Raw genomic sequence first — 23,817 nt, 5'->3', positions numbered from 1 at the left:
CTTTTGTTGACTATTAATAACTACAACTTTATAGTTCGGCACAGTGTAAAAACGACAGGACGTAAAATGACAATAACAATTACACAATTAAAACAGGACTTAGTTAACACTAACTTCGCGAACGACTATCACGTCGACATTATTGAGCAAGAAGATGCATTACAACTTACCTTTCGCCAGTACGGCGACCTCCCTGTAGTGCTTGCTGTAAGCGAAAAACAAATTCTGGTTGAATCTGTTTTAGTTGAACGTAATGAATTTCAGCATCCTGAGCAAATTGACTATCAACTATTAAAAAGTCACAAGTATTTACCGCTATCGACTATCGCAATAGACAATATTGCAGGTATCGATTATTACGTGTTATTTGGTGCATTATCAGTGCAATCGCAGGTGTCAGAGCTCATTGAGGAATTACTCGCACTGGTTACTAACACCATGAACGTCATTGATGCTCTAGAGCCACTTTACAAATTTAATCAATCAGAGTTGCAAGTAAAGTCACAAGAAATATTTCAACAGGGAGATGAGCACAATGAACGTGTTTAAAAAAATATTTACTGCATTTAAAGGCGCTGCCACCAATATCGGTGAAAATATTATTGATGCCAATGGCATATCTATTTTAGAGCAAGAGCTTCATGACGTGCGCCAACATTTAGTAACCGCAAAACAGGGTCATGCTGAAATTACTGCGTCGAGCCTTCGCACCGAGTTAGCCATTGAAAAGATTCAAGCCGATATCGAACATCATGAACAACAGGCTCATCAAGCATTAAACAACGATAATGAAGCAGTAGCACGGGAATATGCCGAAAAAGTTGTTGGTTTAGAAGCGTCGTTATCAGCAGAGCAAACATTGCTTAGCTCACTCAATAACAATAGTAAAAAGCTACAACAGCAAATAAGCCAAGCCGAATATGAAATAAAAGATATTGAAAATAATTTGTCCCAACTGAAAGCAACCGAATCGGTGCAAAAAGCACATGAGAAAATCTATTCAAGCGTGCATGCAAACGGTGCTTCAGTAACCTCCGCAAAAGAAAGCTTAGCGCGCATCAAAGCAAAGCAAGACACATTTGACGATCGTCTCGAAGCAGAAGAAGAGCTTAATAACGAAACCAATTTAGACCGCAAGTTAGCTCAAGCAGGCATTAGCTTACACGCTCAATCTGTAGATGATGTGTTAAATAGAGTAAAGAAGGAAAACGTTAATTCGCAGTAATTGCTGAATTAATCAAGGATACTAATATGTTCGAGTTTATTTTTTCAAACCAAAATATTTATTTCACTGTAGCGCTTGGCATTATGTGCGTTATAGGCCTAATCGAAGGCATAGGAATGCTTATTGGAGCATCCATCCTTAGCATTCTTGACAACCTATTAGATGTTGACGTTGACATGGATGCAGACTCAAGTGTGACGGAAGGTGGCCTAACCGCTATTTTAGGCTGGCTGTGCTTAGACAAGCTACCACTTTTAGTTTGGTTAACCTTATTACTTGTCAGCTTTGCACTGGTCGGCTACAGCCTTAATTTTACCAGCCATCACATTTTTTCACAGTCATTATCCACCTTTATTAGCATTCCTATCGCAACCATAGCAGCGCTTTTCAGTACACATTGGTTGGGCGCGGCCCTCGCTAAAGTAATGCCTAAAAATGAGTCCTCGGCGGTAAGTAAGAATACCTTTAGTGGCCAAGTAGGCACGATAACAATTGGTACCGCCAAACAGGGGTATGCAGCAGAAGCCGTTGTAACCGATCATTTTAAACAAAAGCACTATGTAATGGTTGAGCCTGCTATTGCTGATGACGAATTTACACAGGGCACCCAAGTGCTACTTATCGATAAAAAAGAAAGTGTGTGGTTAGCAACAAAATATAATGCGTAGCCGCTACACAGCTTACATATTCACAATAACATTAAATACGAAACACAAGTCCAATAAACAAAATAAGGAAACTTTTATATGGATTCTTCTTTAGCTCCTGGCAATCTAGAATTTACTATGATTATTGTAGGTGCAGCAGTCGTTGCACTCCTCACCATTGGTTTAATTTTTGCCAAGTTATACAACCGCGCGACAAAAGAAACCTCGTTTGTTCGTACTGGTCTAGGTGGTGAAAAAGTAGTAAAAGATGGCGGCGCCATCGTACTTCCCGTTTTACACGACACCATTCCTGTCAACATGAACACCTTACGTATTGAAGTTGAAAAAATACAATCTGAAGCATTGATCACTAAAGATCGCCTTCGTGTTGACGTAAAAGCAGATTTCTATTTGCGCGTTGCACCTAATAGCGAGTCTATTGCCATGGCGGCGCAAACGTTAGGTACAAGAACAACACGTGTTGAAGAAGTTAAAAAACTAATGGAGTCAAAGTTTGTTGACGTACTTCGTGCGGTTGCGGCAGAAATGACCATGACAGAAATGCATGAACAGCGTGCTGATTTTGTACAAAAGGTACAAACTAACGTGGCTAATGATTTAGAAAAAAATGGTTTAGAGCTTGAGTCTGTTTCTTTAACTGGATTCGACCAAACAGATTTAAACTACTTTAATGAGAACAACGCCTTTGACGCTGAAGGTAGAGCAAAACTTGCGCGTATCATTGAAGAGAAGAAAAAAGAAACCAATGACGTTGAGCAAACTAACCGCGTTGCAATAGAGCGCCGTAACCTTGAAGCTGAGCGTGAAACACTCGACATCAAAAAAGATGAAGAAGAAGCAAAACTAGCGCAACAAAAAGAGCTAGAGTTTTTACGTGCTGCGCAACATGCTGAAATTGTAAAAACACGTGAAGATAAGTCTCGTGAAGAGCGACAAGCTGAAATTGAAAAAGAAAAAGCAATTGAGTCTGCTGAGATTGAAAAAGATAAAGATCTTGCACGTAGAAATATTGAAAAAGTAAAAGCCTTAGAAGAAGCGCGTATTCAACAACAGCGTGATATTGAAGTTGCTGAGCAAGAAAAGAAAATCGCCGTTGCGGTTAAATCAGAAGAAGAATCTGCGGCACGTGCTAAAGCGGCAGAAGCAGAAAAAACCAAAGTTGAAAAAGAAGAGTCGGTTGTTACTGCCAAGCAAGTTGCGCAAGCCGAACGTTTGAAGCAAATTGAAGTAATCGACGCAATGAAAGTCGCTGAGCGAGAAGCGGTAGGTGTTACTGTTCAAGCAACCGCTGAAAAACAAGCTGCACTGGATCACGCTGAAGCCATCCAAATTAAAGCTAAAGCGGAAGCAGAAGCAACCATCGTGATGGTAGAAGCTGACGAGAAAAAATTAGCCGTTCAGGCAGCTGGTAAACAAGCAATGCATGAAGCAGATAACATGCTTAGCTTAGATCAAATTGAATTGAAGAAATCATTAGCTATTCTTCAAGCCTTGCCAGAAATTGTTGCCAATGCGGTTAAGCCACTTGAAAATATTGATGGTATCAAAATTCTTCAAGGCTACGGTTCGGGCGCTGGTACAATGTCTGGTGGTAGCAATTCTGGTGGTAGTAATAACGCAGCAACAACCGGTAACTTCGCAGAGCAAGTGACGGGTGCCGCCCTTAACTACCGCGCCAATGCACCATTAGTTGATGCCATGCTTCGTGAACTAAATTTAGTCGACAAAGAAAATGGTACATTGAATGACTTGGTAAGCGGTAATAGCCAATTAATCAATCAGGCAACCACGTCAATGACTGACGTTGATTTAAGCTTATCCAATAACGAGCCAGCTAAAATTAACAAACCAACGTCTGATATGCCGGAGCAAGATAAACCTGCATAATTAACAAAAAATCAGTATGTTAATTTATTAAGCCTCTACTTGAAGATTTTTGAGTAGAGGCTTTTTATTATACATCTTCTCTACCATTATGATGAAAAAGCAAAATCACACTCAATACGCCCTATAGCACGCCCTATAAAAAGTGCAGAAAAGAATAATTACATAATTTTCTAAAACCAGCCTGCCGATATTTTGAAAGTCACAATAGATTATGCAACAGTAACAATAAAAAAGTACGGAGGTAAAAAATGCAACTTCTATGCAGACTATGTATTGCAATATGTTTTTTCACTACCCTTACAGCTTCGGCTGGCAATGATAAAGCGCAAGAGGTTATCGACAATATTGTTGAAGCTTACGGTGGTAAAGCGCTTACCTCGATGAAATCCTTAATTGTCCATGATCGATATAAAACGATTACTAAAAATGGCGGTGTTCGGCCAGGACTAGACGCAGTATCACGGCTGCATTCTACACTAACCGTTGACTTTGAGCAGAACAAAAAGTCAGTTAAAAACTGGAGTGTTCAAGCAAGAGGTAAGCGCCTCAGTGAAATCATGTTCGACGGAAAAACTGGCTGGAGTATCAACTATTTACGTGGTTCTCATGTTATTCGTCCTGATCTTAACCAGAACAACGTTGGTGCAGGCATGATGCGACTATTAGACACAACCGTTGTGCGCTCACTGTTAGACAGTAAAAGTACCGCCATGTATGAGGGAACAACTACATTATCAACCCAAGCTCATGACAAATTAAGCTTTAAAATCAGCGGCAAAACTAAAGTGACCCTTTATGTTAACAAGGCCACTGGCCTGATTTCCCAAATGCACCTTCCTAATAGCACAAAATATATTTACTCAGAATACCGAAAAACGAACGGAGTCACATATGCCTCTGACACCAACCAATTTCGTAATGAACAAGCCGTTATGATGACATTATCACGCTCCATAGAGGTTAATCCAAATGTTGCTACTGCGTTTACTTTACCTAATGCTACAAAACCACTTGAAGGCATGAGAGATAATTCAAAAATGACGGTAACAGAGCTTAGTGACGGTGTATATATTGCAGGATTAGGTAATAGATCCTCATTATTTGTTGACGCTGGTAATCACTTTATTGGAGCCGGTACTCTGCCAGGTTTTAAAGAACGATTACAAGCTGTGAATAATAAAATTAAGGCCGATAAACCAGCTAAATACGTGATAGTACCTGAACATCAGGGTCATATGGGAGGCATAAATGAAGCCGCTGCGATGGGTGCTGACTTTGTTACAATTAAAAGCCACCTGCCATCACTGAAAACACAATTCAATACGCCACTGCCTGACGAGCGATTTGTGTTTGTTGACGGTGAGCTAAACCTTGCAGAGGGCAAAGTACGTGTGTTCGACATATCAACAGTGACCTCTGATCATTTTCTATTATTTTACGTTCCTGATGCAAAATTGGTGTACACAATGGATGAATTTGGTACGAACCTTTTGAACTCTGTACCTTCTGCAGATAAGAGAACGATGTCATTTAGACAGGCGATTGAAGCGCTAGACATTGATGTTCAGCACTTCACTTATGTACACGGTACGGGTGTGTTATCGCTGAAACAGTTACAGCAAATAACTAACAACTACAAAGAAGGCAGCTGTCCTGCTGGGCATACCATTTGTGCTGATTAGGGTAATTGTCGGTAACGGTTACTTCACAGACTAACGGCCGTTTGTTTTAACATTGTTTGCAGTTAAATAAATAAAGCTTATTATTTATTTAAATTACCTTGTATACTCAAAGTGTATTCTTTTGTGTTGCTGGACGACACAAAAGACACCTTCAGCATTCAATTTAATGTCGAGCAGATGATGAAAGAAAAAGGATTATTTCACATTACTAAACAGTTTCCAGCTATGGTTTGGGTACTGATTATTGGTGTATTTTTCTCACGCGGTACCTTTTACATGGTTTGGCCATTTTTGGCGATTTTGTTATATCAGAATTTTGGCCTTAACGAATGGGAAATAGGTTTAGTGCTAACTGGCTCTGCTCTCTCAGCAGTAATTGTTGGTTTTTATAGCGGTGCATTAACCGATAAAGTAGGCCGTAAATTAATGCTTGTTAGTGCAGGCATCTTGTCAATGATCGCTTTTGCTTTAATGGCATCGGTAAATACGATCACAGGGTATGTTGTTGCCATCGCACTTTGTTCTATCAGTAAAGAAATTTGGGAGCCACCTGCCAAGGCATTAATTAGCGATTTATTACCCGACACCACCGCTAGAGATTATGCATTTCAACTGCGTTATTGGGTGGTTAATGTAGGCGCAGCTGTTGGTCCACTAGCTGGTGTTTGGTTAGGCCTGACCGCGCAACAATCTACCTTTAATATGACAGCTGGGATCTTTTTTGTATTAACAATAGCAGTAATGTATACCTTTAAACATACGGCATACCAAGCGACTCAGCAGCATGTTAACACTGCATCATTAAGGCAAACATGTCGAATCCTGCTTCAAGATCATGTGTTTTTACTATTAATACTTGCCAACATTATTGTGATGTTTATTTACTCTCATGTAGATACGTCATTAGTGCAATATCTTTCACGTGAAGGCGTGCCTGAGGTCATTGAGTTAATCAGTGTGCTGTTGTTTACCAATGCCATTACAATTATTGTTTTTCAGTTCATTCTGATGCGATTAATGGCTGGTTGGACGTTGAATCAAAGAATTTATTCTGGCATGGGTTTGCTGACTTTATCCCAACTGGTATTTGCACTTAATCCTATTGATTGGTATGCGGGATGGATTATTGCTGTTTTTATTTTGGCGCTGGGCGAAAGTATTTTATTTCCTAATATGAATATTCAGATTGACAGGATTGCACCACCACACATGAAAGGGGTGTACTTTGGCGCTGCCGCTTTCTATTCAATCGGATTCGCAATCGGCCCCTATATTGGTGGTGTCATTCTCTCATTCTTAAGTGGCCCCATTCTTTACGGATTTACATTCGTATTAGGTTTAGCTGTATTTGGCTTATATCATTTAATTAACTCGGCCAAACGCCCTGTTTTTGACAATTTAGCCACTGAAAGCATCAACGGCGAAGCCGACCTTCAATAATAGAAGAATGTGTGAACACTATAATATGCTCATGGCTATGCAGTATTAAGCATAACCATGAGTTTCTAATTTGGCTTCTGGTACGGCAGCAAAGTCAATGTCGTACCATTGTTGCGCATTAGTGAACATAAGCTTATTTAGTATGAACTCGTCAAACTCTAATTCGGCACACAAATGCCAAAAATTTTGATAACCCATTGCCATGGTTAAGACAGGAAAATTACTGGCAAGCATAACTCTATTTTCTGAAAAGTACGCCATGAGGCTGAGCAAAATGCGTTGTAGTCCATGAATTGTGTAAGGTTGCTCCATCATCTCTAAACCTGAGCACTTTATGGCCACCCGTGAAAACTGCGCTAACGTTTCAATACCCGCTTGCCAACAGTCCGTCGCTCCATGGAACGGAAAGCCTGCATGATTTATTGTGACTTTTAACCCCGCAGTTTCTTTAATAACCTTTGCGAGCAACGCTACCGCTTTTTGGTCGCTTAAGTTCAATTGTGCTTCAAACATTAATCCTTGTTCAGCCATAAACTGTAAGCTTGTTCTAAAACTGGTTTTACTTAACAAACGTACCGCGTCTTCGTCTAGAATATGACGAATACCAACCACGGATTGATAGTTACATAAACGCTTTATTGTTTGAATGCTGCTAATAGAGCTTAAGTCTGCATAAGCGATACTTTTAAACGGTAATTTGCAATGCTGCTCTAACCAATCGATTTCTCGCCACGGTTCGTTGTTATCAAAACCTGCCTCAATATGCACAAACCCTTTGAGTTCAAAGGGCGCACTAAGTGTGATGGCTGCTTCGTCAGCATTATGCGGAATGTGCGACTTTAAAGGCCAATGAGGGGGATTATTTAACTGTAACCAATCGTATTTGCCTTGCTTTACATTAATTAAATGAAGGTGAGGATCAACAATCTGCATTACAGTAAGCTCCTTTGTTGTATTTAGTTATTCTTATAAACATTTAATTTTTATATCAAACACTTATTGAACTTTCTTTTATTACTTCAAAGGACTGGTTATCCAATAAGAAAATATACAATACCTGTTATTGGGTAGTATAACCACCATCAATTGAGTGCAAACTGCCAGTAATAAAACTGGCTTTTTCACTCGCTAAAAAGTAAACCAGTTCAGCCACTTCTTCTGGCTGCCCTACCCTACCAATCGGTTGCAGAGCATTTTCTTCACGGTATACCGCGTCTTTATCAGCTCCGCTTCGTTGGCAGTAATTATGAATGGCCTGATGGTAAAGCGGTGTTTCTATTGTGCCAGGGCATACCGCATTACAACGAATATTGAATTCGGCATAATCTAGTGCGGTTGTTTTTGCCATTGCAGCAACTGCTGCCTTACTCATGTTATATGCAAATGAATTACGCTTACCGACAAACGCTTGGTCTGACGACATAAGTACAATACTGCCTGCTTGCTGCTCTCGCATTGATGGCAATACCGCTTTCAAGGTGGCATAAGTGCCTTTTACGTTCACGGCCATAACTTTATCAAAGTCACTTTCTGTGGTGTTTTCTAAGTTGCCAGAAAAATAAATACCGGCATTGGCAACAAGCGTAGAAATGCCTCCTGCAATATTAAGAACGGTGTTTATTGCACTTTCAACTTCGGCAACATTTGCCACATTACATTTTATAAATTCACCATACTCGCCCGGCTGCAAATCTAAATTAAATACTTGGTATGATTCAGCCAGAAACTTTTTCACCACGCTCAAACCGATACCAGCCGAACCACCTGTCACTACACATACTTTTTTCATTATTCTTCTCTTTTATGTCAATACTAGGGTCTGTTAACCTAAACTTGCAAGCTATGGCCGTTAGTTTGTAGCCAGTGTTTTGCGTCAGCATAGTTTGGGTAATAACACGCTACCCAGCGCCAAAATTTATTTGAATGATTCATTTCTTTTAAATGGCAAAGCTCGTGTACCACAACATAGTCAATGACCCACAGCGGCGCCATAATGAGTAACCAATTAAAACTGACTACACCTGCTGCACTGCAACTTCCCCAGCGTCGTTTATAGCGCTTAAATTGTAATTTAGACGGGGTTAATTGCATCACGCTCGCATAATATTCTACGCGTTCAGTGATAACCGCTTGTGCGCGTAGTCGATAACTTTCTGGAATTTTTTTACTAAGATAACCACTTAATTGCTCTTCTGATAACATAAATTTTGAGGGGACAGACACCACTAATTCCTGCTCCTGCTCCAGCTCCTGTGTAGTTTGGCTCTCTCGCTCACGCTTTTCTAATAAACGATTTTCTAATAAGTGACTTTCTAGTAAATGATTTTCGTGTAAATCATTTTCGTATACATGATGATCAGGCCAGTCAATACGATAGCGTGATGAGACTGCTATCTTAAGCCGATACGTTTTGCCTAAGTAATCATACCGCTCACCGCTTTTATAACTTTTTTGAAACTGCTCGGCTTCTTGCATAAGCAGTAACGACTGTTGAACTTTTTCAGCTATCCACAGCGCCTTTTGTTGCACAAATTGCGCGATAAATTGCTCACTCACCGCTGTTGGCGCATTTACCTGCACTTGTCCGCGCTTTACTTGAATGGCCAAGGTTCTACGTTTATGAGAACGCTTTAATACATACTCGATCAATTAACTGCCTTACTAAATACAACGTGAGTGCTAATAAATATGCTATCAGAAATTGTTGTCTAAAATGGTGCTGTGTATGATAGCAGCTAATGATCAAAATACTGAACCTGATGTGCATTAAGGAGCATAAAATGCAGTGGTGCGTGAAACCATTTAATCAACTCTCTACCCAAGAGTTATATGCCTTTTTAAAATTAAGAATTGACGTATTTGTGGTAGAACAAACCTGTTACTACCCAGACTTAGACAATTTTGATACTCATCCTGATACCCTTCATATTTTCGCGATGGAAGGAGATACCTGTGCTGCATACCTACGTATACTGCCACCAAATACCACTTATGAAAATATGCCAAGCATTGGCAGAGTCGCAACATCAGCCGACAATCGCGGTTCAGGATTGGGTTATCAACTATTAGCATTAGGCGTTACTACATTAGAAAAAACTTGGCCAAAGCATACCTGCCACATTTCGGCGCAATCACATTTGCAGCATTTTTATGAAAAATATCACTTCGTCCGCCTTGGTGAAGAGTACCTTGAAGATAATATCCCTCATATTGGGATGGAACGTCTGCCGCAAGGTTAATGCATAATGCGCTAATTAGCGAAATATCATTTAAGGTTTAACTGCTTAGTGTGGTTCCACTTTTAGTGAAAGCGCTGTACAATTTAGCTCGCTTACCAGGGGGTGCTTATGAAGTTGCGATAATTGGTTAATTATCAATATTGCGATTAAGCTGAGATGTGAAAATTGTCATCACAAACCCTTTGAACCTGATCCGGTTAACGCTGGCGGAGGAATGGTGTTAAGTATTGTGCAATTTTCTGTAATTTAGCCTCAATACTCAAAAGTGTGTTAGTACTTACTTTAAAGATAAGTCAACGCCAATATAAGTTAATTCTTAGCAAATGGTTATGTTGGTATAAAATACACCTTATCACTCGTCACATCCGGATCTCAATTTAGATACAATAATGAGATCCAAATTAATGAAACCAAAACTAACTTTGCTATCTGTTGCTTTATCCTCTGCCCTTTTTCCTGCTTATGCTGATACTCAAGTAGAAGATATTGAGCGTATTACAGTTAAAGGCGAGTTTAACCCTGTCACTGTAGAGAAACTAAGTACCAGTGTGAGCTTACTAAATGAAGAAGAGTTAGCAAAACGCAATGCTATTCACTTAGAAGATGCGCTTAACTCTGTCGCCAACGTTAATTTCTCGTCAGGCGCATCAAGAGCAAAGTTTTTCCAAATCCGCGGGGTTGGTCTGCGCAGCCAATTTGTAGATCCAATCAATCCATCAGTAGGCATTGTTGTTGACGGTATAAACTACTCTGGATTAGGTGCTGCTGCCAATTTATTTGATATCGAACAGGTAGAAGTATACCGCGGCCCTCAAGGCACTCGTTTTGGTTCAGATGCACTGGCCGGCATGATTTATATGGAGTCTGCGACACCTACCGATTACCAAAGTGGTCAAGTAGTACTAGGCAGTGGTAACTATAACAGCCGTCAAATTGGTGCAGCGTATAGCAATGGCATCACTGACAATAGCGCTGTAAATATATCGCTTAATAGTAATAAGAGTGACGGCTATATAGAAAACACATTTTTAAATCGTGATGACACTAACAACATTGACGAGTTAGTGGGTCGCGCTAAAGTAAGAGTAGACGCTACACCTGATTTAACGCTAGGCTTTGTTGCTCATTACATTGATATTGATAATGGCTACGACGCATTTTCACTAGACAATAACCGCACGACACTTTCTGACGAGCCAGGTGTTGATCAACAAAAAACAAACGCATACGCTTTCAATGCAAACTACACGGGCTGGTCTCGCTTTAACTTATATATTAACGCCAGTATTAGCGACTCTGACTTAGTTTATGGTTATGACGAAGACTGGAGCTATGTTGGTATTCATGAAGACGGTTATTCAACCACTGATTATTATTCTAGAAATCGTGACGATGCAAGTTTTGAAGTACGTTTAAGTACCAATCCATCAGCAAGCTACACCAACTGGACAGTGGGTATGTATGCTCAACGTCGCGATGTAGATTTACAGCGTGATTTTTGGAATTGGGATTTATGGCAAGCAGCCGACTTTACTAGCCAATACGACACACAAAATATTGCGATTTATGGTCAATTAGCACATCCAATTGGCGCTGATGTAAAGGTCATTGCTGGTTTACGTGTTGAACGCAATGGAGGCGATTATGTTGATTCTAACCTTATTGTAGAAGATCTGTCTGATACTATGTGGGGCGGTAAACTTGCGGTTGAATACCAAGTATCTGACCTAACAATGTTATATGCCAGCTTAACCCGAGGCTATAAAGCAGGCGGAATTAATGGCGATGCTCTAGGTAAGTTTAAGAATAGTGGCTTAGGCAACTATCAAACGGTATTAGCTGATCACATTAGCTTTGAGCCTGAAACCTTATTAAGTGCAGAGTTTGGCGTTAAAGGCCAATCCACTTCAGGCGATTTAGCACTTCGTTTTGCTGCTTTTTATATGAAGCGTGACGATATGCAGCTTAAAAGCTGGATTAATCAAGGTGCGGCATTTACTGGTTACTACGACAATGCAACGGAAGGCACTAACTACGGTTTAGAAGCTGAACTAGACTACAAATTAACCAAAGCAATTAGCATAAATACCAGCTTAGGTTGGTTAGACACTGAGATTGACGGATTCGTTACCGCAGACGGTGACGACAAAACAGGTCGGGAGCAAGCACACGCGCCAGGCTATCAATACTCAGTGGGTTTAAATTACAACATTCGCGAATTTTTCTACCTTACACTGGGTGTTGAAGGTAAAGATGCGTTTTTCTTTTCAGACAGTCATGATCAAAAATCAGAAAACATTAACCTGATTAACCTTAAGCTAGCTTATGATTTAGGTGATGTCACTGTATCGGCTTGGGCAAGAAACCTGATGGATACAGATTATGCAGTAAGAGGATTTTATTTTGGTAACGATCCTCGCGACGGCTACACTTCGAAAACCTATACACAATTAGGCGAGCCATTAGTTTACGGCTTAACCTTAAGTTATCAATTTTAACCATTGATCAACAAGTAACATAGGCGTATTATCATCTGACAGTAAGTAATAACTTACTGTCAGATGTCTGTATTGATTAACCTTTACACTAAGAACATCTGTAATAGTTGTGCCGTTTGCCTCAACTACAAGAGTATTAAAATATGAATCTATCAGTTGAAATCAGTAACTACCCACTTTCTGAAGACTATATTCCAGCAATTAAAAGCTTTATTGAGCGTTTAAATCAGCACGACAATTTAACCGTTATTACCAATACCATGAGCACTCAAATATTTGGTGAATACGATTATCTCATGCAAGTTTTATCTGCTGAAATGAAAAAGTCTTACGAGCAGTTTGGTAAGAATATTTTTGTCTGTAAATTTATCAACGCAGATCTAACACCAAGCCAATAAACCGTAAATATGTTGAGTTATTTGAAGTAAATAAAAGCGAAGTAAGTACTAATATGGAATTTTTGAGCGAAACCTTAGCAGGCTTTACAGCGATGTCGCACTGGGAATACATTGCTGTAGGATTAGCGGTAGCATATTTGCTTCTTGCTATTAAGCAAAGCCTTTGGTGTTGGGCAGCAGCGTTTACAAGTACCTTTATATATACCCTGTTGTTCTGGAACGGACTGCTTTACATGGAATCGTTTCTGAATTTTTATTACATGGGAATGGCAGTATTTGGCTGGCTAAGTTGGCGTGCAATGTACAACAAAAAAATAGCAACCCATCAAGATAGCCACACCGAACTGTCTGACAACGAGTTAGGTGAAACCATCATTGCTTTTAGCTTAAATACTCACGTTCATATTATTATTATTTGTTGCCTACTGAGTGGAGTACTTGGGTATGTGATGGACAACTATACCTCCGCAGATTTTGCATATTTAGATACAGCCACCACTATTTTTAGCGTAATGGCAACGTATTTGGTTGTAAAAAAAGAAATCAACAATTGGCTTTACTGGGTAGTGATTGACGCTGTATCTATCTATATTTATACCATGAAGGGGTACTACCCTACTGCGATTCTTTTTATTTTATATACTGTGTTAGCCATTGTTGGCTATCAGCGCTGGCGAAAAATGTACAAAGCGTCAGAAGCGACTTGGGAAGCACAAGCGGCATAAGTCGCTTATGCGCACGCAAGAGCAATAATGACCTTTTCTTCTACATCAATAGAAAACAAAAATACGTTTACAATCAAGCAATTAGAAATAAAATTAGCCCATTATCCTTTATTCACACTGTTTCCTGTTATTGACATATCTCCTATCTCTAACGGGTTGTCGAATGAAGTATACAGCGTGAGTTGCGCCCTCAACCCGCATGAAATTGCGAGCACTATTAACGCGATCAAGGCTCAGTTTCCTGAGGAGCAGGCTCAACACATTGCGGTTTACCTAGATGAACACACTTCATACGCTAAGAATGAGCCTATTAATTTTATCGTTAAACAACTAATAAAGCCGATATCTCCACTTAGTTTTCACTTACAACGCTTAGCAGCTTCTAATCACATCGCACCACCAATACTTTATGCAAATAAAGAAGATAGTATTCAAGTAATGACTCAGATTAAGGGAGAGCACTTAACGCAAAACCTGTCAGATGAGCACTTAGCAGCACTACGCGAGGCTGTGGTGACACTGCACAAGCTTGGCCAAGGTACATTTAAGAAGCCCGCCAACAAACAAACATCAACGTCATTGCTGCAACCTGAAAAGTTTGATGTATGTAGTAGCATAATAAACGATTTGAATAAAATTAATGAATTGGATGAAACCTTAATCTTTGGAATCAGTAAACAAGATCTCTGCGAGATAAACGCTATTGTTAACCAAGTACACGGTAGACTTAATATCATTAAAGAAGATAACACTTTCATCCATTGCGACTTAAACCCTTACAACATCCTGTTTAGCCAGAACAATACTGATCCGCATAAAAAAATCAATGTGACTTTTTTGGATTGGGATTACGCCTGTTTTACAGATGTATGTTGGGATCTGGCTTGCATAATGTACGAATTCAAAATCACTGGTGCTAAACGTGAACAATTCATTTCGCATTACTGCCAACAGGCCAAACTTAATCAAAAAGACATTAAAGAAAAAGTCGAATTATATGAAGTGCTGTATATCGTCGCCTGTATATTATGGGTAGTATTATCTGAAGTGAATGCACATAACCCTAACAAACAAAGTGATATTCACGCTAGATATAATCTTGATGTCATTATGAAGGAATTACGGAAGATTAAACTGTAGAATTTAAATACCTGGTATAAATACCTGATAATAGATAAAGCAAAGAATCAAGAGCGAGCACTAAATTACTTATTAAGCTCGCTACTAAATACATTAATAGATAACGCTAGTCTGGCTATTATAAACCACCAATACGCTCAGCCAGAGTCTTATATCGCTTCACGTCTTCTTCATCAAATAGCGGGGAGCCATTTGCATCTTTTTCTTTAGCAATTAATAAGTGCTCACGCTCTAAACGCTCAACACGCACTTCCTTCACTCCCAAAAACTCAGCAACTTGGGCGGTTGTCATAAGTGACATAAACTTTCTCCAAATTATATAATTGTTGACCTTTTATCTAGTTATAGATTATGTACGGTTCTTTTTCTAATTTTTTATGCATCGCAGCGTACAATACACTTATCTGAAGTTATCGACAACTGCGTACCCAGTCAGAGTACACATACTAGGATGCTACCTATAATATCTATAAAGAGTAAGTGACCTGTAACTTAGAATTCGTTAGGATACTACAAGATAAAAATGAAAGGATTTAGCAATGTATGAGTCATTTTTTGGACTAACCGAAAAGCCATTTCAGTTAACCCCCGATCCAAACGTATTTTTTGCCAGTAAATTACATAAACGCGCACTTTCATATTTGCAGTACGGCCTCTCTCAAGCAGAAGGCTTTATCGTAATTGCTGGCGACATTGGCACGGGAAAAACAACCATCGCAAATCACTTGATTGCACAAGTCCCCAAAGATGAAGTTATCGCTAAACAAATAGTGACTCCCAAGTTATCACCTGATGATCTTGTCAAAATGGTCGCAGCTGTCTTCAATCTTCAGCCAGAAAACGATACTAAAGTTGCCAATTTAAATGCCATCGAATTATTTTTAAAACGCTTACATGCGCAGCAGCGTAAAGCATTACTTATTGTTGATGAAGCGCAAAACTTACCGCTTGAATCAATTGAAGAACTTCGTATGCTTTCCAACTTTCAAATCAATGGCCAACCATTAATACAAAGCTTCTTACTTGGCCAAAACGAATTAAAAGATATTATTCAAGCGCCTAATATGGAGCAATTTAGGCAGCGTATTATTGCTTCTTGCCACTTATCCTCATTATCTGAAGATGAGCTTGCTGAATATATTGAGTACCGCCTTAAGCACGCAGGATGGGATCAAGGAGAGTTATTTACTAACGATGCGTACTCAGCCATTTATCAATTTACGCAAGGTATTCCACGTAAAATTAATACCTTTGTTGACCGCGTTTTATTATTTGCGTTCTTAGAAGATATTAAACACATTGATGCTGAAGCCATCGCTGCGGTAAGAAAAGAGATGGGTGAAGAAATGGCGCACCAAGCTGCGCCTCTGACGAATGATGGAATGAGCAACATATCAAGCAATAACGGGTCTGATGATAACGTATTAACGTTAAATACAGGGCAGCTTCCAGATCAGCGGTATAAGGAAATGTTGCTGGAAATGGTGGAGATTTTAGATAACTCTGTTGAGCATAAGATTAAGCTTTCACAATATGTTGACAAACTTTTGGAACAAAAGTACAAAACGAGCTATAGTGAAATAGACTCTGATGTAAATTCAAAGTAAGCCATTATTAGGTTTTATTGTTGAATATAAATTTATGGCTTGTTTCAAAAAGAGTCTAGTACTACTAGTTTCTAATATGAAACTTAGTATTTGTCCAAAAATTTAAAATGCCTCTATAGGTGAGTGATTAGTATTGACTGCATTGAAGCATTTTATGTTAAGGGACATAAAAGGATATTGGTAACACAGGGTGTATTTGTTAAATTTTAAAGAAGGAATTTGGCTATGCACGAACGACGACAGTCCATTTATCCTGGCAAGTATAAAAAACAGGAAGCGCTAATCATTTTAATTTTCGCGGCGGCATTAATAAGCCTGCTATAAATGAAAATAATAAATAGACGAAAATAGCTATAATAATAAGCAGTACTTGTTACTTATAAACCCCATAAGCAATTATGGGGTTTATCATTCTTGAATACAGCAAAACCATCCAACCGTGTTACCTAAATTGATAACCTACTTTTAAACTGGCACGCTTATCTGAAAAGTTATTCTCTAGCGTCGTTGATGTTCGCTCATTTTCACTAAGAGTAAATGCCACACTTAGCTTAGCCGACAACGTGTGGGCGTACGTAAGTGCGTTAGAGCGGTTATCATCCCCCCTACTCTCACTTTCATACTCTACTTCAGAAAAACGGCTGGTAGCTGTAAAGCGGCCGTGTCGTCCCGCTCGCCATTTAAGCGACACACTGTAGCCTTGCGTTTCTTGCAAGAAGTTGCTTTCTAAAAAGTCACGTTCGGTCGTAAATACGCTGGCTGCAATGGTCAATCTTCTAAACTCGTATGACATATTTACTTGCCCGACTTTTTGTAACAACACCTGTTCAGTTAATACAGGCTGTGTCTCAAAAAAGTTAGCGCTAACTTCATTTGGTGCTAATTCATAATCAATCGAGTCAGGCTGAAAACAGTTCGCAATATCAAATGGTTGATCAAAAGGACAGACAAATAAGCCAAGATCGACTTGCGCAAATTGGGTTTGTGAATAACTCGTCACATCATCATTGAAAGTCGCGTTTAAGCGAAAGTGCTTAAGCTTCCAAGACGCATCTAAACGTTTTGATATGCCATAGTATTTCTTCGTATACTCAGCAAAAACAGAAGTTCTTTCGCTTGGAACAAGGTTGATATAATAACTAAAAAAGTCGTCATCGATTTGCCCAGAGTTACGGAAATTATAAAGCACACCTACATAGGAGCGCCTGATATCACCATATTCGAAGCCGAATCCCCAACTGGTAGAGTTAGGATCATTGTCACCAAAGCGATTGCCAGTTAACGATGATTCATTGTGATTTGCCTGTACAACAAAGCGCAAGCGCTCCCATATGGGCGCACCTAAACGTATCGATGCATCTTCAGAGGTGAAGTCTTCAAAGCGTTCACGCTTAGTTTTTCGCTTACTAAGTGTCACACCCCAGTAACTCTTAGAGCCAAATTGGCCACCCGCGGTAAATTCAGCACCATAGCTAGCGCCATCAATAGCAAAAGAGTTATTTTCTAAGCTACCCGCACCCGACTTGGTATCAGTCGCGGTTAATTGCAAAGAGGTATAACGCGACACCTTTGGTTTTGTGCGCATGGTAAGGCTGGCAGAATGAGTGGTTAAATCTGTTAAATTATCAAAAGCGATGCCATCTGAAAAATAACCTAAACGGCTATCAGAGACTCGATGACTCTTCTGGCTGTTAAGCCCGAGCAACACTCGATCAGAGAAAAAAGAGAGTGTATTTCTGAAGTTTATATTAGTGTAGCTTCGATTATCATCCGCTTTATCTAACTCTATATAGCGATTTTTTATTCGTAGTTGAGAGTCAAGATGAGCGCTTTGGTAAGATACACCTAGTATAGAATGCATTTGTAACGCATTGTCATGAGATGGCTGAGATGCGAATTCATTAATCGTTGATGATCCATCAACATCATAAGCAAGTAACTCAAGATCAAATGCAGGCGCAATTTCAAGATTGCCAGCATAAGCGTTACTTAGACATAAGGTAGAAATCGCCATCAACACATGCTGTGTTACTTTAGACTTTTTCCATTTTATTATTATCAAGATTGCATTCCCTTAAACACCGAAATAAATGCTAGGAAGCAAAGCGCTACCTAGCATAATTTAACCTTATTGATTAGGAATTAATAGTAGCCATACCTTTCTGAAGCACTGCGTATTGCTTTGTTAACAATAAAGCCTACAGCTCTATCTTTAGGCAATAGTTCAGTTACTTCAGTTAAGCTACTTAATTGTGTTTTATTCTCTTCTACAACAATTAATATTTGCCCAGAAAATGTTGCTAATACCGCTGACTCATTCACACCTATCATTGGTGGTGCATCAAAAATAACAATACGGTCTGGATAACGTCGGGCAAACTCATTTGCCAAGTTGCGCATTTTGTCACTTGCCAGTAATTCTGTCGTTAAGTGATGCGGATTACCTGCAGGAATGATACGCAATTCTTTGAAATTGGTATCGTAAATAATATTCTCAACAGACTTTTCTTTGCCCCTTAAATACTCAACTAGCCCAACTTCAACGTTAAAATTAAGTACTTTATCTAAAGCAGGACGAATTACATCTGCATCCACTAACAGTACTTTTACGTCTTGTTCAAGCGCAATTGATAAGGCTAAGTTAGCCGCACAAAACGTTTTACCTTCATTCGAGGTAGCACTTGATACCATGATCACATTCGGGCTTTCTACCGTGTCCTTCAGTGGACCAAAAGCATTATTAAGCAGTTTTCGTTTAATAGAGCGAAACTCTTCATTCACCCGCGTTCTTGTGCTAGAACCAGAAACAAACCCGTTTCGCTCTAACTCTTCAATATCAATAAATAGCGTTTTTTTATTAGCCGACGTTATAGATTGATTATTAGAGTCTTTAACTGCTACCTCTTCAGTTGTTGGGACGCTTTCAGCACCGGTATTATGTAATGCATCCGCAGATACATCCTGACTTTCAGGCTCAGGTGGTGCACTTTGCATAGGCTCTTTATGTTCAGCTGGTGAGGTTGATTGCTCAACTTTCACCTCATTACTACTTGCCTCCTTATTGGCAGACATTGTAGCTGAGTGCTGGCCTGCACGTTCAATGGTGCTTTGACCATCTGACGTTTCTTTGCTATCTGTTTGTTTGGCAGCGCTTTCTTTTTTTGCTTTCTCAGCCGCTTCACGCTGCTTCTGCAACGCTCTTTCTATTGTACTCATAAGAACCTCGCAATAAGGTGAGTCGGCATACCGCCAAATATGAACTCAAACGCCATTAAGGTGGCATAAATAAACACTATTGCCGAGCAAGAAACAGCAAACGTAATTAGCTTTCTGCGCATCTGATGCTTAATAAGATCACCATCGGTATGCGAGACAACACCAAACACTGGTAATCCAGTAATTTGTTTAAGTTGACTTGCACGCAGGACCACGGGTTTTAATTGGCTCATAATAAACGCAATTGCGATACCAACTGCAAAACCTGCTACTAATACTACAGTATATAACAAGCCGCGCATTGGGCCACTTGGCTCTTTGGGTAACTTAGGTGGGTCAATGACTCTAAACGTAACATCATCAGTCGAGTTTGCAGCTTCACGAGATAGTCGAGCTGATTCTTTGCGTTGCAATAGCTCTTGATATTTATCTCTGGTAATGCCGTAATCTCGGTTTAATGCTGTTTGTTCCGCTTCCATACTTGGCACTAAATTAATTTTATCTTCTAGCTCAGTAACATTCTTTTGAAATGCTTCCACACGCACTTTTATTGATGCCATTTCGCTGCGAAGATTAGCCACTGTAATTTTCATTTCTTGATAAACAGGGTTGGCATTTAAATCATCGTACATATAACTAGATGTACCGTCAGACTCAGCCATAGATTTTGCTATTTCAGCTAGCTCATCTTTTCGGCTCTTTTTCAAACGTACTAATAGCTTCTGCGTTTCTTGCACTTCAGGATGTTGATCAGTATAACGAATAAGTAACTCATCTAACTTGCTTTCTAGCGCAGAGATACGAGCGTCGAATTGAGTAGTAATCGATGCTCGGCTTGGGCCTGTTGTTTCAGGCGACAACCCAAAAACTGGCTCTTCACCTAATAGCTGGGCTTGCGCAGACTCATAACGAGACTCTAGCTCTCGCAAAATGAGTGTTGCATTAGCTAGCTTCTTCTTTTCTTCTTTAAGTAGCTCGTAGTAATTAGATGATTCAGGAATTATCTTAGATTGCTTACGTTTAAAGTCAGCTAAACGCTGCTCAGCTTCGTACAAGCGCGTTTCGTACTCTTTAATTTGTTGATCTAAGAAGGCTTCAGCAACATCAGAGTCTTCACGGTTTTTACCTAGGGTACTCTCAACAAACTTATCTAACGTTGTTTGTACAATTTTCTGTGCAAGTTCGGGAGACTCGCCTTTATACGAAATAGTAAAAATATTTTCACGCGCAGTAGAGCTTAGGGTTAGATTCGACTTTAACTCATCTACAATTTTTTCAAACTCAGTTTGATTATTTGCTCTCACATCGAGATCAACTTCACGTGCTATATCTTCTAAGTTGTCCCAACTAAATAGCGTTTTTGCAATATGCAATACTTCCTGATCAGGATTAGAAGATAGCGTTAAACCACGTAACAGTGGCTGTAACATGTTTCTCGTATCCGCATATACTTTTGCACTTGAAGAGTATGTGTCTGGTAAAGACACAACATATGCCCACCCAATCGGACATATTAACCAACTAGCGATAATGATATATCGCTTTTTTATCCAAATTCCCTTTAGATAATTGAGAATCAACTCAATCGTCTGATTTAATTCCTGCATTAATACACCTTACAACACCATTACGTAGCTACACAGCCGACTATTATACTGGTTAAAAACGTGAGTTAGAACCACGCTTCAGGAATTATCAAAATATCGCCAGGTAACATATCTACATTCGCAGAAATCTCACCGTCTTTCACAAGGTCGTCAACTCTAACTTTAAACTCCTTTTGAATACCATCAATAATACGTACTACCACCGCATCGTTACCATCAGCGAATTCTGTTAATCCACCTACTTGAATAATAACGTCTAGTAGCGTCATATTTTGTACATAATTAACTGCTTGCGGGTTTGTTGCCTCGCCAATAACTCTAACTTGCTCTGAATAAGGCCCATTAAATGCACTTACGCTAACTGTCACAACAGGATCGCGAATAAACTTAGACAGTGTTTCTTCTACTTTCCTAGCGACTTCTGTGGGTGTTTTTCCCGCCACAGGAATATCTTCAACAAGAGACGTGGTAATCATACCGTCTGGACGAACCGTAAAACTGCCGGAAATGTCTGGATGGCGCCAAACAAATATCTGCACATTGTCACCAGGCCCAATTAAATATTTATAGTTAGACACATGCGTGGTTTGAGATGCTATCGTCGTCGCTGGCGGTAATGTGTTAACACTACAACCTACAAGCGACACTGCCCCAAACAAAACAGAAAAACCCTTAGCAATCAGTTTTTTATCGCACTTACAGATCGGATCAGTCATGAAAATTCCCTTCAACTGTTTTTTTACTTTTAGTTGACTAAAAAAATAATTTAAAATTAATAGAAAAAGCCTTGTGTATAATCTCATCAAAGATAACATAGTAAGCTTCTTTGGTGAAACAAAGATAATTGAATTATTTATGCTAATTAGATTAATTTTATGTTCACATTTTGTGGCTAATTAGTTTTAAAATAATCTTAAAAAAACTTTATAAAACACAGACTTTAGAATAGAGATTTTTGCAGTAGCTTACTAGTAGTTTTCTAGTATTATTGAATAAAAATCATGCTAATTTGAATCTTTCTGAAACTAATTTAGATGTAATTAAGGGACCGCTTTTTATGATAAAAGGAAACAACAGCTCCAATGGGAAATTTAAAAACCATTTGGTTATCCTATTAGAGATTTTGTTGGTCGCATTTGCAGGCCTCAGTTCCTATTTACTACATGTACTTTTCGACTCCTTTAATGCTATTGAAACAATTGATGACTCTATTTTTCGTATAGTGATAAACGTTAGCCTTGTGGCTTTAATGGTCTCACTGTGCAATTTGTCGGTAGGATTGTACGACCCTAAACTTCGCGCATCACAAAGAGACATTGTGAGACGCTTATTTGTAAGCGTTGCAATTAGTTACTTTGTTATTGAGCTTTTCGTTTTTTACATTTTTAAAGGGCTTCCTTTAGCCGCCTCATTTTTACCCGTCACTATTGCTATTGCACTGCTGTTTTTAATCATTTTTCGTGTGTTTTTACCCGATATTAGCCTTAGCCTATTTGCGAAGCCGAAAGTGCTCATTTTAGGCGCTGGAGAAAGAGCCTCAATTATTGAAAAAAGAATGCGCCGTGATAGCGATCGCAAAGGCTTCGAACTTGTTGGTTTTGTGAATACCAAAGGCGACAAGGAAGGAATAAGAAAAGAAAAAATCATTACCATTGATTATCAACACGAACTTTTCAACTATGTTCAACAACATGATATTAGTGAAATTGTCATTGCATCTGACGAACGCCGAAACGATGTACCCGTAGAGCAATTATTTAATTGTAAAATGAGTGGCGTGTATATTTCCGATATTTTGGACTTCATTGAACGTGAAACTGGACAGATTGCCGTCAATCTTATTTATCCAAGTTGGTTTATATACTCCAATGGCTTTGAGTCAAATAACTACCTTCGTAATAGCCTAGACTATGTGCTAAATGCGGTTTTAGCTGTTGTCGTATTCATATTTACATGGCCATTAATGATATTCGCAGCCATCGCTATCATGTTAGAAGATGGATATAGGTTAAAAGCACCTGTTCTTTATCGCCAACAACGTGTGGGACTAGACGGTAATTTATTTAATATTTTAAAGTTTCGCAGCATGAGCCCTGATGCAGAGAAAAACGGTGCAGAATGGTCGCAAAAAGGTGACTCTAGAATTACCAAAGTGGGTGGTTTTATCCGCAAATATCGTATTGATGAACTGCCTCAGTTGTTTAATGTAATTAAAGGTGAAATGGGATTTGTAGGTCCACGACCTGAACGCCCAGAGTTTGTGAAAGAGCTAGCGCAATCTATTCCATATTATAATCACCGTCATAATGTAAAACCGGGCTTAACGGGCTGGGCACAACTAAAGTATCCATATGGTGCAAGTTTTAACGACTCATTTGAAAAAGTTAAGTTTGATTTGTACTACATTAAGCATCAAAGTATTTTGTTAGATTTATTAATCTTGATCCGTACTGTTGAAGTTGTGCTATTTGGTAAGGGGCGCTAA

Annotated in this window: 21 protein-coding genes and 1 riboswitch; of the genes, 13 read left to right on the top strand and 8 right to left on the bottom strand. The window is 39.2% G+C overall.

What is annotated here, in order from left to right; translation table 11 throughout:
• The first annotated feature begins 66 nt into the window (after positions 1-66).
• From HUU81_RS03535 to HUU81_RS03510, 6 genes are all read left to right on the top strand, one after another.
• Entirely contained in the window at positions 67-549 is a 483-nt protein-coding gene (locus tag HUU81_RS03535) for a DUF2170 family protein (RefSeq protein WP_199610897.1), read from the top strand.
• Positions 536-1,225, top strand: coding sequence for a PspA/IM30 family protein (locus HUU81_RS03530; RefSeq protein ID WP_199610896.1), 690 nt, complete (start codon positions 536-538; stop codon positions 1,223-1,225). The genes HUU81_RS03535 and HUU81_RS03530 overlap by 14 nt, the downstream gene beginning before the upstream one ends.
• 26 nt (positions 1,226-1,251) lie before the next feature.
• A complete protein-coding gene (locus tag HUU81_RS03525; RefSeq protein ID WP_199610895.1) occupies positions 1,252-1,893 on the top strand; it encodes a YqiJ family protein in 642 nt (213 codons plus the stop codon).
• 117 nt (positions 1,894-2,010) lie between these two features.
• The gene (locus HUU81_RS03520) at positions 2,011-3,780 is read left to right on the top strand and encodes a flotillin family protein (RefSeq protein WP_407644845.1); all 1,770 of its coding nucleotides are present in this window, start codon (positions 2,011-2,013) and stop codon (positions 3,778-3,780) included.
• A 248-nt stretch (positions 3,781-4,028) separates the two neighbouring features.
• Positions 4,029-5,462 carry a hypothetical protein gene (locus tag HUU81_RS03515; protein WP_199610893.1) on the top strand — a complete coding sequence of 478 codons (1,434 nt, stop codon included), beginning with the start codon at positions 4,029-4,031 and terminating at the stop codon, positions 5,460-5,462.
• Positions 5,463-5,585: 123 nt separating this feature from the next.
• Positions 5,586-6,902 (top strand): MDR family MFS transporter, encoded by a 1,317-nt coding sequence (locus tag HUU81_RS03510; protein ID WP_199610892.1) that lies wholly within the window; start codon positions 5,586-5,588, stop codon positions 6,900-6,902.
• A gap of 45 nt (positions 6,903-6,947) precedes the next feature.
• Here the strand turns inward: HUU81_RS03510 and HUU81_RS03505 are convergent, their stop codons facing one another.
• The 3 genes from HUU81_RS03505 to HUU81_RS03495 all read right to left on the bottom strand — a co-directional run bounded on the left by HUU81_RS03505 (position 6,948) and on the right by HUU81_RS03495 (position 9,551).
• Positions 6,948-7,835, bottom strand: a complete 888-nt coding sequence (locus HUU81_RS03505; RefSeq protein WP_199610891.1) for an amidohydrolase family protein — start codon at positions 7,833-7,835, stop codon at positions 6,948-6,950.
• A gap of 127 nt (positions 7,836-7,962) precedes the next feature.
• Positions 7,963-8,691 carry an SDR family NAD(P)-dependent oxidoreductase gene (locus tag HUU81_RS03500; protein ID WP_199610890.1) on the bottom strand — a complete coding sequence of 243 codons (729 nt, stop codon included), beginning with the start codon at positions 8,689-8,691 and terminating at the stop codon, positions 7,963-7,965.
• Positions 8,692-8,729: 38 nt separating this feature from the next.
• Positions 8,730-9,551, bottom strand: a complete 822-nt coding sequence (locus HUU81_RS03495) for a M48 family metallopeptidase (protein WP_199610889.1) — start codon at positions 9,549-9,551, stop codon at positions 8,730-8,732.
• 131 nt (positions 9,552-9,682) lie between these two features.
• On the opposite strand from HUU81_RS03495, the gene HUU81_RS03490 reads away from it, so the two are divergent.
• The 5 genes from HUU81_RS03490 to HUU81_RS03470 all read left to right on the top strand — a co-directional run bounded on the left by HUU81_RS03490 (position 9,683) and on the right by HUU81_RS03470 (position 14,902).
• Positions 9,683-10,141 (top strand): GNAT family N-acetyltransferase, encoded by a 459-nt coding sequence (locus HUU81_RS03490; protein WP_199610888.1) that lies wholly within the window; start codon positions 9,683-9,685, stop codon positions 10,139-10,141.
• Positions 10,142-10,229: 88 nt separating this feature from the next.
• Positions 10,230-10,373: riboswitch (TPP riboswitch) on the top strand.
• A 172-nt stretch (positions 10,374-10,545) separates the two neighbouring features.
• Positions 10,546-12,639 (top strand): TonB-dependent receptor, encoded by a 2,094-nt coding sequence (locus tag HUU81_RS03485; RefSeq protein WP_199610887.1) that lies wholly within the window; start codon positions 10,546-10,548, stop codon positions 12,637-12,639.
• A gap of 143 nt (positions 12,640-12,782) precedes the next feature.
• Positions 12,783-13,037 (top strand): hypothetical protein, encoded by a 255-nt coding sequence (locus tag HUU81_RS03480; RefSeq protein ID WP_199610886.1) that lies wholly within the window; start codon positions 12,783-12,785, stop codon positions 13,035-13,037.
• A gap of 53 nt (positions 13,038-13,090) precedes the next feature.
• Entirely contained in the window at positions 13,091-13,762 is a 672-nt protein-coding gene (pnuC, locus tag HUU81_RS03475) for a nicotinamide riboside transporter PnuC (RefSeq protein ID WP_199610885.1), read from the top strand.
• A 27-nt stretch (positions 13,763-13,789) separates the two neighbouring features.
• Positions 13,790-14,902, top strand: coding sequence for a phosphotransferase (locus HUU81_RS03470; protein ID WP_199610884.1), 1,113 nt, complete (start codon positions 13,790-13,792; stop codon positions 14,900-14,902).
• A 118-nt stretch (positions 14,903-15,020) separates the two neighbouring features.
• Here HUU81_RS03470 and HUU81_RS03465 read toward each other — a convergent pair whose 3' ends face one another.
• On the bottom strand, positions 15,021-15,203 hold the full coding sequence (locus HUU81_RS03465; protein WP_199610883.1) for a MerR family transcriptional regulator: 183 nt from the start codon (positions 15,201-15,203) through the stop codon (positions 15,021-15,023).
• 238 nt (positions 15,204-15,441) lie between these two features.
• Here HUU81_RS03465 and HUU81_RS03460 point away from each other — a divergent pair, with 238 nt between their 5' ends.
• Positions 15,442-16,509, top strand: coding sequence for an XrtA/PEP-CTERM system-associated ATPase (locus tag HUU81_RS03460; RefSeq protein WP_199610882.1), 1,068 nt, complete (start codon positions 15,442-15,444; stop codon positions 16,507-16,509).
• A gap of 442 nt (positions 16,510-16,951) precedes the next feature.
• Here the strand turns inward: HUU81_RS03460 and HUU81_RS03455 are convergent, their stop codons facing one another.
• The 4 genes from HUU81_RS03455 to HUU81_RS03440 all read right to left on the bottom strand — a co-directional run bounded on the left by HUU81_RS03455 (position 16,952) and on the right by HUU81_RS03440 (position 22,048).
• Complete coding sequence (locus HUU81_RS03455) at positions 16,952-18,571, bottom strand: hypothetical protein (RefSeq protein WP_199610881.1); 1,620 nt, start codon at positions 18,569-18,571, stop codon at positions 16,952-16,954.
• An 80-nt stretch (positions 18,572-18,651) separates the two neighbouring features.
• On the bottom strand, positions 18,652-19,725 hold the full coding sequence (locus tag HUU81_RS03450; RefSeq protein ID WP_199610880.1) for an XrtA-associated tyrosine autokinase: 1,074 nt from the start codon (positions 19,723-19,725) through the stop codon (positions 18,652-18,654).
• Complete coding sequence (locus HUU81_RS03445) at positions 19,722-21,332, bottom strand: XrtA system polysaccharide chain length determinant (protein ID WP_199610879.1); 1,611 nt, start codon at positions 21,330-21,332, stop codon at positions 19,722-19,724. The genes HUU81_RS03450 and HUU81_RS03445 overlap by 4 nt, the downstream gene beginning before the upstream one ends.
• Before the next feature lie 65 nt (positions 21,333-21,397).
• Positions 21,398-22,048 carry an XrtA/PEP-CTERM system exopolysaccharide export protein gene (locus HUU81_RS03440; RefSeq protein WP_199610878.1) on the bottom strand — a complete coding sequence of 217 codons (651 nt, stop codon included), beginning with the start codon at positions 22,046-22,048 and terminating at the stop codon, positions 21,398-21,400.
• Positions 22,049-22,389: 341 nt separating this feature from the next.
• On the opposite strand from HUU81_RS03440, the gene HUU81_RS03435 reads away from it, so the two are divergent.
• Positions 22,390-23,817 (top strand): TIGR03013 family XrtA/PEP-CTERM system glycosyltransferase, encoded by a 1,428-nt coding sequence (locus HUU81_RS03435; protein WP_199610877.1) that lies wholly within the window; start codon positions 22,390-22,392, stop codon positions 23,815-23,817.

Source organism: Flocculibacter collagenilyticus, assembly GCF_016469335.1.
GTDB classification, from domain to species: Bacteria; Pseudomonadota; Gammaproteobacteria; order Enterobacterales; family Alteromonadaceae; genus Flocculibacter; species Flocculibacter collagenilyticus.
The sequence above is the reverse complement of the archived record's forward strand: the minus strand, read 5'-3'. Positions and strand labels throughout refer to the sequence as shown.

Coding starts and splice junctions, on each gene's coding strand:
- HUU81_RS03535 (WP_199610897.1), top strand. CDS start 67: ATGACAATAACAATTACACAATTAAAACAGGACTTAGTTAACACTAAC.
- HUU81_RS03530 (WP_199610896.1), top strand. CDS start 536: ATGAACGTGTTTAAAAAAATATTTACTGCATTTAAAGGCGCTGCCACC.
- HUU81_RS03525 (WP_199610895.1), top strand. CDS start 1,252: ATGTTCGAGTTTATTTTTTCAAACCAAAATATTTATTTCACTGTAGCG.
- HUU81_RS03520 (WP_407644845.1), top strand. CDS start 2,011: ATGATTATTGTAGGTGCAGCAGTCGTTGCACTCCTCACCATTGGTTTA.
- HUU81_RS03515 (WP_199610893.1), top strand. CDS start 4,029: ATGCAACTTCTATGCAGACTATGTATTGCAATATGTTTTTTCACTACC.
- HUU81_RS03505 (WP_199610891.1), bottom strand. CDS start 7,835: ATGCAGATTGTTGATCCTCACCTTCATTTAATTAATGTAAAGCAAGGC.
- HUU81_RS03500 (WP_199610890.1), bottom strand. CDS start 8,691: ATGAAAAAAGTATGTGTAGTGACAGGTGGTTCGGCTGGTATCGGTTTG.
- HUU81_RS03490 (WP_199610888.1), top strand. CDS start 9,683: ATGCAGTGGTGCGTGAAACCATTTAATCAACTCTCTACCCAAGAGTTA.
- HUU81_RS03485 (WP_199610887.1), top strand. CDS start 10,546: ATGAAACCAAAACTAACTTTGCTATCTGTTGCTTTATCCTCTGCCCTT.
- HUU81_RS03480 (WP_199610886.1), top strand. CDS start 12,783: ATGAATCTATCAGTTGAAATCAGTAACTACCCACTTTCTGAAGACTAT.
- pnuC (WP_199610885.1), top strand. CDS start 13,091: ATGGAATTTTTGAGCGAAACCTTAGCAGGCTTTACAGCGATGTCGCAC.
- HUU81_RS03470 (WP_199610884.1), top strand. CDS start 13,790: ATGACCTTTTCTTCTACATCAATAGAAAACAAAAATACGTTTACAATC.
- HUU81_RS03465 (WP_199610883.1), bottom strand. CDS start 15,203: ATGTCACTTATGACAACCGCCCAAGTTGCTGAGTTTTTGGGAGTGAAG.
- HUU81_RS03460 (WP_199610882.1), top strand. CDS start 15,442: ATGTATGAGTCATTTTTTGGACTAACCGAAAAGCCATTTCAGTTAACC.
- HUU81_RS03450 (WP_199610880.1), bottom strand. CDS start 19,725: ATGAGTACAATAGAAAGAGCGTTGCAGAAGCAGCGTGAAGCGGCTGAG.
- HUU81_RS03445 (WP_199610879.1), bottom strand. CDS start 21,332: ATGCAGGAATTAAATCAGACGATTGAGTTGATTCTCAATTATCTAAAG.
- HUU81_RS03440 (WP_199610878.1), bottom strand. CDS start 22,048: ATGACTGATCCGATCTGTAAGTGCGATAAAAAACTGATTGCTAAGGGT.
- HUU81_RS03435 (WP_199610877.1), top strand. CDS start 22,390: ATGATAAAAGGAAACAACAGCTCCAATGGGAAATTTAAAAACCATTTG.